Consider the following 7,108-nt stretch of genomic DNA (forward strand, 5'->3'; position numbering starts at 1 on the left):
ATACTGCCCAGCTCTTCCAGACGGTCGTAGCTCACGCCGGTAAACTTTGGTGTCAGGGCCGCGATCTCGTCCATGATCTCGGATGTGTCCTGATAATCCATCGTGTAACCCAAGGCATTGGACAGCAACATCGTCACTTCCCAGTCCGCTTTACCGGCCAATGGCGGCATCACCTTACGCACACGGTTAATACGGCGCTCGGCATTGGTAAAGGTGCCGTCTTTTTCCAGGAAAGATGAACCTGGCAGGAAGACATGGGCAAACTTCGCGGTTTCATTGAGGAAAATATCCTGCACGATCAGGCAATCCAGTGCCTTCAGGGCCGCCTGTACATGGCTGGTATTCGGATCAGACTGGGCGATATCTTCACCCTGGCAGTAAAGACCACGGAAGGTGCCATCCAGCGCCGCATCAAACATGTTCGGAATACGCAGGCCCGGCTCGTTGTCCAGCTCCACGTTCCAGCGTGATTCAAAGCGACTGCGTACTGCATCGTCCGCCACGTGCTGGTAACCCGGCAACTCATGCGGGAAAGAGCCCATATCACAGGAACCCTGCACATTGTTCTGACCCCGCAGCGGGTTTACACCCACACCTTCACGGCCGATATTGCCGGTCGCCAGTGCGAGATTGGCAATCCCCATCACCATGCTGGAGCCCTGACTGTGTTCAGTCACACCCAGACCGTAATAGATCGCCGCATTCCCCGCTTGCGCATACAAGCGTGCCGCACTGCGCAGTTCGTCAGCCGGGATACCGGTGATCGCTTCGGTCTGCTCCGGTGCATGCTGCGGCTCGGAGATAAAGGCACGCCATGCCTGATACGCCTGCTCTTCACAACGCTCTGCGATAAAGACCGTGTCTTCCAGACCTTCGGTCACAATCACATGCGCCATGGCATTCACAAACGCCACGTTGCTGCCTGGACGCAGTTTCAGGTGATGCTGGGTTTCAACGTGCGGACTTTTCACCAGATCAATACGGCGCGGATCCACGACGATCAACTTAGCGCCTTCGCGTAAACGGCGTTTCAACAGGGAACCAAACACCGGATGGGCATCGGTTGGGTTAGCCCCAATCACCATCACCAGATCAGCGTGCATCACTGAATCAAAGGTCTGCGTGCCGGCTGATTCGCCCAGCGTGGTTTTCAGGCCGTAACCGGTGGGCGAGTGACACACACGGGCACAGGTATCGGTGTTGTTGTTACCAAACGCCGCACGGATCAGTTTCTGCACCAGATAGGTTTCTTCATTGGTGCAACGTGATGAGGTAATCCCGCCGATGCTTTCACGGCCATGATCAGCCTGAATACTGCGCAGACGCTCAGCGGCAAAACTGATCGCCTCTTCCCAGGACACTTCCTGCCACGGCTGATCAATAGAGTCACGGATCATCGGCTGGGTAATACGGTCTTCGTGGGTTGCGTAACCAAATGCAAAACGCCCTTTAACGCAGGAGTGACCGTGGTTTGCCTGTCCGTCTTTATACGGCACCATGCGGATCACTTCGCTGCCTTTCATATCGGCCTTAAAGGAACAACCCACACCACAATAAGCACAGGTGGTCACCACCGAGTGCTCCGGCTGACCCGCATCAATCACCGATTTTTCCATCAGCGTAGAGGTCGGGCAGCTCTGCACGCAGGCGCCACAGGAGACACACTCAGAATCCAGAAACGGCTGATCCTGACCCGGTGAGACGGTGGAATCAAAACCACGCCCGGAGATTGTCAGTGCAAAGGTGCCCTGCACCTCTTCACAGGCCCGCACACAGCGGGAGCAGACAATACATTTGCTCGGATCGAAGGTGAAATACGGGTTGGATTCATCCTTCTGTGCATCCAGATGGTTCTCACCCTTAAAGCCATAACGCACTTCGCGCAGACCCACGGCACCGGCCATGTCCTGCAGTTCACAATCACCGTTGCTCGGACAGGTCAGACAGTCCAGTGGGTGGTCGGAGATATACAGCTCCATGATATTGCGGCGCAAGCGGGCCAGCTTATCGGTCTGGGTATTCACCTGCATACCCGCTTCCACCGGCGTGGTGCAGGATGCGGGCGTACCGCGACGACCGTCGATCTCAACCGCACAGATACGGCAGGAACCAAAGGCTTCCAGATTATCGGAGGCACAGAGTTTCGGAATATTGATATCGGCTTCCGCTGCGGCACGCAGCACTGAAGTCCCTTCCGGTACTGTCACCTCTACGCCATCAATCTGCAGCGTAATCAGGTTTTCTGACAATCGCGCCGGCGTGCCGTAATCTTTGTTTGGATCAAAATGCTGCAACATGATCAGACACCTCCGTCAGCTGTCTTTGGTTCGAAATCTTCTGGAAAATACTTCACCGCACTTTGCACCGGGAACGGGGTCATTCCCCCCATCGCACACAACGAGCCATCGATCATGGTGTCGCAGAGGTCCCCCAGCAGTTCCAGATTGGCTTCACGGTTTTCGTTATTGCGGATACGATCGATCACCTCCACCCCACGGGTAGAGCCGATACGACAAGGCGTACATTTACCGCAGGATTCCGCCACGCAGAACTCCATGGAGAAGCGTGCCTGCTCGGACATATCCACCGTATCGTCAAAGACCACCACACCACCGTGGCCCAGGACCGCGCCGATCGCAGAGAAGGCTTCATAATCCAGTGGCGTATCCCACTGGCTTTCCGGCATATACGCGCCTAGAGGACCACCCACCTGTACCGCACGGACCGGATGACCGGAGAATGTACCTTCACCAAAATCTTCGATCAGTTCACGCAGGGTGAGACCAAACGCCAGCTCAATCAGACCGCCGCGCTTAATATTACCGGCCAGCTGAAACGGCAACGTACCCAGTGAACGCCCCATGCCAAAGTCGGCATACGCCTGTGCACCTTTGTCCATAATGAACGGGATGGCAGCCAGCGACAGTACGTTGTTCACCACCGTGGGTTGCCCAAACAAACCTTCGATCGCAGGCAGCGGCGGCTTGGCTCGCACCAGACCCCGTTTGCCCTCCAGGCTCTCCAGCAAAGAGGTCTCTTCACCACAGATATACGCTTCGGCACCTAAACGCACTTCCAGCTGGAAAGCGTGGCCGCTGCCCCAGATGTTATCACCCAGGAAACCCGCCGCTTCGGCCTTGGCAATGGCTTCATTCAGAATCTGATGTGCTACCGGATACTCTGAGCGCAGGTAGATGTAACCCTGAGTGGCACCCACGGCCAGACCGGCTATTGTCATGCCCTCGATCAGCATGTAGGGATCAGCTTCCATCACCATGCGATCAGCAAAGGTACCGGAGTCGCCTTCATCGGCATTGCAGACAATGTATTTCTGACCGGTCAGATCCGTCGGCACCGCATCCAGCACGGTCTGCCACTTGATACCCGTTGGGAAGGCGGCACCACCACGGCCCCGCAGGCCGGAGGCTTTTACCGCATCAACGATTTCTTGCGCGCTCAATGCCAGCGCGTTGCGCAGGCCAGAAAAGCCATCATGTTGTTGGTAATCATCCAGCGACACCGGATCGGTAATACCGGCGCGGGCGAACGTCAGCCGCTGCTGCTTTTTCAGATAGGGAATTTCTTCGGTCAGACCCAGGCTCAAAGGATGTCCCTGCTCGCCCTTAAGCATGCCCTGTTCCAGCAAACTGTCGATATCCGCACAGGTCACCGGACCGTAAGCCACACGTCCCGCGGCTGTTTCCACCTCAACCATCGGCTCAAGCCAGAACAAACCACGCGAGCCGTTACGAACAATCTGCACACTCTCATTTCGCTGTTCTACGACAGCAGCAAATTCTGACACCAGCTGCTCAGCACCTAACGCCAGCGAGGTGGTATCACGTGGGATAAATACTTTAACGTTCATACCGGTCATCACTTCACCTGCACAGACTGGGTGGTGAGTTCGTCCACCAGTTGATCAAAACGCTCATGGCTGACACGTGCAAGGATCTCATCATCGACTCGCACGGACGGACCACACGCGCAGTTGCCCAGACAGAACACCTTCTCCAGCGTGATCTCACGGTCAGCCGTGGTCTGGTGGTACTCCACGCCCAGACGCTCCTGCGCGTAAGCCTCGAGCTGACGGGCACCGCGTGCCTGACACGCTTCTGCTGCACAGATCTGGACGATATGACGACCCGGTGGCGTGGTGCGGAAGTGGTGATAGAAACTGATAACACCGTGTACTTCAGCCCGCGACAGGTTGAGTTCGGCGGCGATCATAGCGACCGAGCGTTCAGGAACGTAGCCTTCACTGTCCTGAATACCGTGGAGAATTGGCAAAAGCGCACCGGGCTTGTTTTTAAGCCCTTCGATAATGCCTGCCACACGTTGCTCGCGCTGCTCATCGAAAGCGTTTGTAGTCATGTGATGTAATACTCGGCTCTTGTTTTTATATATGCACTAAAATACATATTTGATCATTATCTAAACGTGATAATGTCTGTTTTATGACTTAAAAGTAGCATTGACACTAAATATTAAAAATATGAAATGTTGTTCATATGAAGAGAATACAAGTTGTTCCAACCTGGTCTTTCCGCGATGGTAGCGGTAACCAGTTGAATCCCCAGTTATTTTCCCTGCTGCGGGCGATTCATGAAGAAGGAAAACTCACTGCGGCAACGAAAAAAGCGGGCATCTCCTACCGACACGGTTGGAACCTACTCAACACCTGGGCGGCTTTTTTCGGCGTACCGCTGGTTGAATTACAAAAGGGCCGGGGTGCCCACCTGACGGCACTGGGCGAGAAACTGATCTGGGCTGAGCAACGCGTGGTCGCACGTCTGGAACCGCAACTGGAAAGTCTGGCATCAGATCTGAACATGGAGATCCACCGGGCACTGGAAGGTGTAAGCCCCCTATTAAGGGTGCATGCCAGCCACGGTTACGCGGTGGCGTTACTACCTGACTACGCCGACGGCATCCAGCTGGACCTGCAATACAAAAGTGCAGAGGAAGCATTGGCGTCCCTTAGCCGGGGTAATTGTGAAGTCGCGGGGTTCCACCTGCCCACCAGTGTGATCAGCCCACAGTTAATCGACAGCTACAGCCGGTATCTGAAGCCCCGCGTACATAAGGTGATCCGTTTTATCACCCGCCGCCAGGGACTGATCATCAAAGCGGATAACCCCCATGAGATCCATGGGCTGCAGGACCTGATTAAACCGGATGTACGCTTCATTAATCGCCAGAAAGACTCCGGCACACGTGTTCTGCTGGATGAGATGCTGCATCAGCAGGGTATCGATAGCCAACTGATCAAGGGCTTTGAAAGTGAGGAGTTTACCCATTCTGCCGTGGCCGCCTACGTTGCGTCGGGAATGGCTGATGTCGGTATGGGCGTGGAGGCCGCTGCACGGCAATTTGGCTTAGGTTTTATCCCACTGGAGGATGAGTACTATCTGCTGGTCTGTCATCATCGCAATCTGGAGCAGGCGGCATTGGAACGACTGCTGCAGAACATTCGCAGTACGTCGTTCCAGCAGGCTGTGATGCAACTGCCCGGCTATACGCCCGACCGGTGTGGTGAAGTGGTATCGGTGGACAGCGTCCTGCCCAAATAACCCATTCAGAGCGCCGTAGTGACGCTCTTCATTTCACACAGGTATTCGTTCGCTGGATCAGACACAGAGCCACTTCAACGCGATGCGTTTACAGATCGACGCATACAAAAAAGGCCCCGCGATGCGGAGCCTTTTTAAATCGTAACTAATAGCGACTTAGAATGGGATATCGTCGTCGAAGTCGTCAAAGCCCTGTGCAGGCTGCTGAGGCGCCGGCTGAGACTGAGGAGCTGCCTGCTGAGGCGCCTGCTGCTGATAGTTCTGCTGCGGCTGCTGTGCCTGATAGTTCTGCTGCGGCGCCTGCTGCTGGTAACCCTGCTGCTGAGACTGCTGTGGCTGCTGCTGTTGGTAGCCACCGCCACTCTGGCCTTGCTGCTGGAAACCACCGCCATCACCACCACGGCCACCCAGCATCTGCATTTCGCTCGCAACGATCTCCGTCGTGTACTTATCCTGACCGTTGTTATCCTGCCACTTACGTGTACGCAGAGAGCCTTCAATGTAGATCTGAGAACCTTTACGCAGATACTCACCTGCAATCTCAGCCAAACGATTGAAGAAGACTACACGGTGCCACTCAGTACGTTCCTGTTGCTGACCGCTCTGCTTGTCTTTCCAGCTCTCGCTGGTCGCAATGGTAACGTTAGTTACTGCGCCGCCAGAGGGCATGTAACGAACCTCGGGATCGCCACCCAGGTTACCAACAAGAATTACTTTGTTAACTCCACGAGCCATGAAAATCTCCAGTTAAAATTCGATTCTTAACGTCGTCCCTGACCGCCTCGCGCAGAGGCAAATAATGGGGGTAAGAATAACACCTGCGCACTCGGCTTGCAGCCATCCATTAACCAGCCGCAGAAATATTCATCCAGCACGACCTTAGTGTCGTAACCACAACACAATGTACATTTATTAGACCGGACTAACTCTTTATAATTTGCCCCTTTGTTTGTTCCGGCCGGAGAGAACATGGATAAGATAGTGGTTCGCGGTGCTCGTACCCACAACCTGAAAAATATCGACCTGGAGATCCCACGCGATAAGCTGATTGTGATCACCGGCCTGTCCGGTTCGGGCAAGTCATCACTCGCGTTTGACACCCTCTACGCAGAAGGTCAGCGCCGTTATGTGGAGTCGCTTTCCACTTACGCACGTCAGTTCCTGTCGATGATGGAGAAGCCGGATGTCGACCATATCGAGGGCCTGTCACCGGCGATCTCGATAGAGCAGAAGTCGACCTCCCACAACCCACGCTCCACCGTGGGTACCATCACTGAGATTTACGACTACCTGCGTCTGCTGTTTGCCCGTGCGGGCGAACCCCGTTGCCCGGACCATGATCTGCCGCTGGCTGCACAGACGGTGAGCCAGATGGTCGATCAAGTCCTGGAACTACCGGAAGGCAGTAAGCTGATGTTGCTCGCGCCAGTAGTACAGGGTCGCAAGGGCGAGCACCTGCACACCATAAGCGAGTTGCGCTCCAACGGTTTTGTCCGTGCCCGCATCAACGGTATTGTGGTTGATCTGGACAGCGC

The 7,108-nt window shown here is 55.1% G+C and carries 5 protein-coding genes and 1 pseudogene; 2 read left to right on the forward strand and 4 right to left on the reverse strand.

Going from position 1 to position 7,108, the window contains the following annotated elements; genetic code table 11:
- The 3 genes from fdhF to ABYW01_RS10035 form a co-directional block, all read right to left on the reverse strand.
- On the reverse strand, positions 1-2,297 hold a 2,297-nt coding region (gene fdhF / locus ABYW01_RS10025), incomplete at its 3' end, for a formate dehydrogenase subunit alpha (RefSeq protein ID WP_372832452.1).
- Between the two features lie 2 nt (positions 2,298-2,299).
- Positions 2,300-3,868, reverse strand: coding sequence for a formate dehydrogenase beta subunit (locus tag ABYW01_RS10030; RefSeq protein ID WP_372832459.1), 1,569 nt, complete (start codon positions 3,866-3,868; stop codon positions 2,300-2,302).
- Positions 3,869-3,876: 8 nt separating this feature from the next.
- The gene (locus ABYW01_RS10035) at positions 3,877-4,374 is read right to left on the reverse strand and encodes a formate dehydrogenase subunit gamma (RefSeq protein WP_372832453.1); all 498 of its coding nucleotides are present in this window, start codon (positions 4,372-4,374) and stop codon (positions 3,877-3,879) included.
- 137 nt (positions 4,375-4,511) lie between these two features.
- Between ABYW01_RS10035 and ABYW01_RS10040 the strand changes: the two genes are divergently transcribed.
- Positions 4,512-5,573 (forward strand): substrate-binding domain-containing protein, encoded by a 1,062-nt coding sequence (locus tag ABYW01_RS10040; protein WP_372832455.1) that lies wholly within the window; start codon positions 4,512-4,514, stop codon positions 5,571-5,573.
- Positions 5,574-5,729: 156 nt separating this feature from the next.
- Here ABYW01_RS10040 and ssb read toward each other — a convergent pair whose 3' ends face one another.
- Positions 5,730-6,308 carry a single-stranded DNA-binding protein gene (ssb, locus tag ABYW01_RS10045; RefSeq protein ID WP_372832457.1) on the reverse strand — a complete coding sequence of 193 codons (579 nt, stop codon included), beginning with the start codon at positions 6,306-6,308 and terminating at the stop codon, positions 5,730-5,732.
- A 234-nt stretch (positions 6,309-6,542) separates the two neighbouring features.
- Here ssb and ABYW01_RS10050 point away from each other — a divergent pair.
- A pseudogene (locus ABYW01_RS10050) lies at positions 6,543-7,108 on the forward strand (excinuclease ABC subunit UvrA); the annotation flags it as partial.

Origin of the sequence: Pontibacterium sp. (assembly GCF_041587635.1) — a bacterium.
In the GTDB taxonomy this organism is placed as follows: domain Bacteria; phylum Pseudomonadota; class Gammaproteobacteria; order Pseudomonadales; family Balneatricaceae; genus Pontibacterium.

Coding starts and splice junctions, on each gene's coding strand:
- ABYW01_RS10030 (WP_372832459.1), bottom strand. CDS start 3,868: ATGAACGTTAAAGTATTTATCCCACGTGATACCACCTCGCTGGCGTTA.
- ABYW01_RS10035 (WP_372832453.1), bottom strand. CDS start 4,374: ATGACTACAAACGCTTTCGATGAGCAGCGCGAGCAACGTGTGGCAGGC.
- ABYW01_RS10040 (WP_372832455.1), top strand. CDS start 4,512: ATGAAGAGAATACAAGTTGTTCCAACCTGGTCTTTCCGCGATGGTAGC.
- ssb (WP_372832457.1), bottom strand. CDS start 6,308: ATGGCTCGTGGAGTTAACAAAGTAATTCTTGTTGGTAACCTGGGTGGC.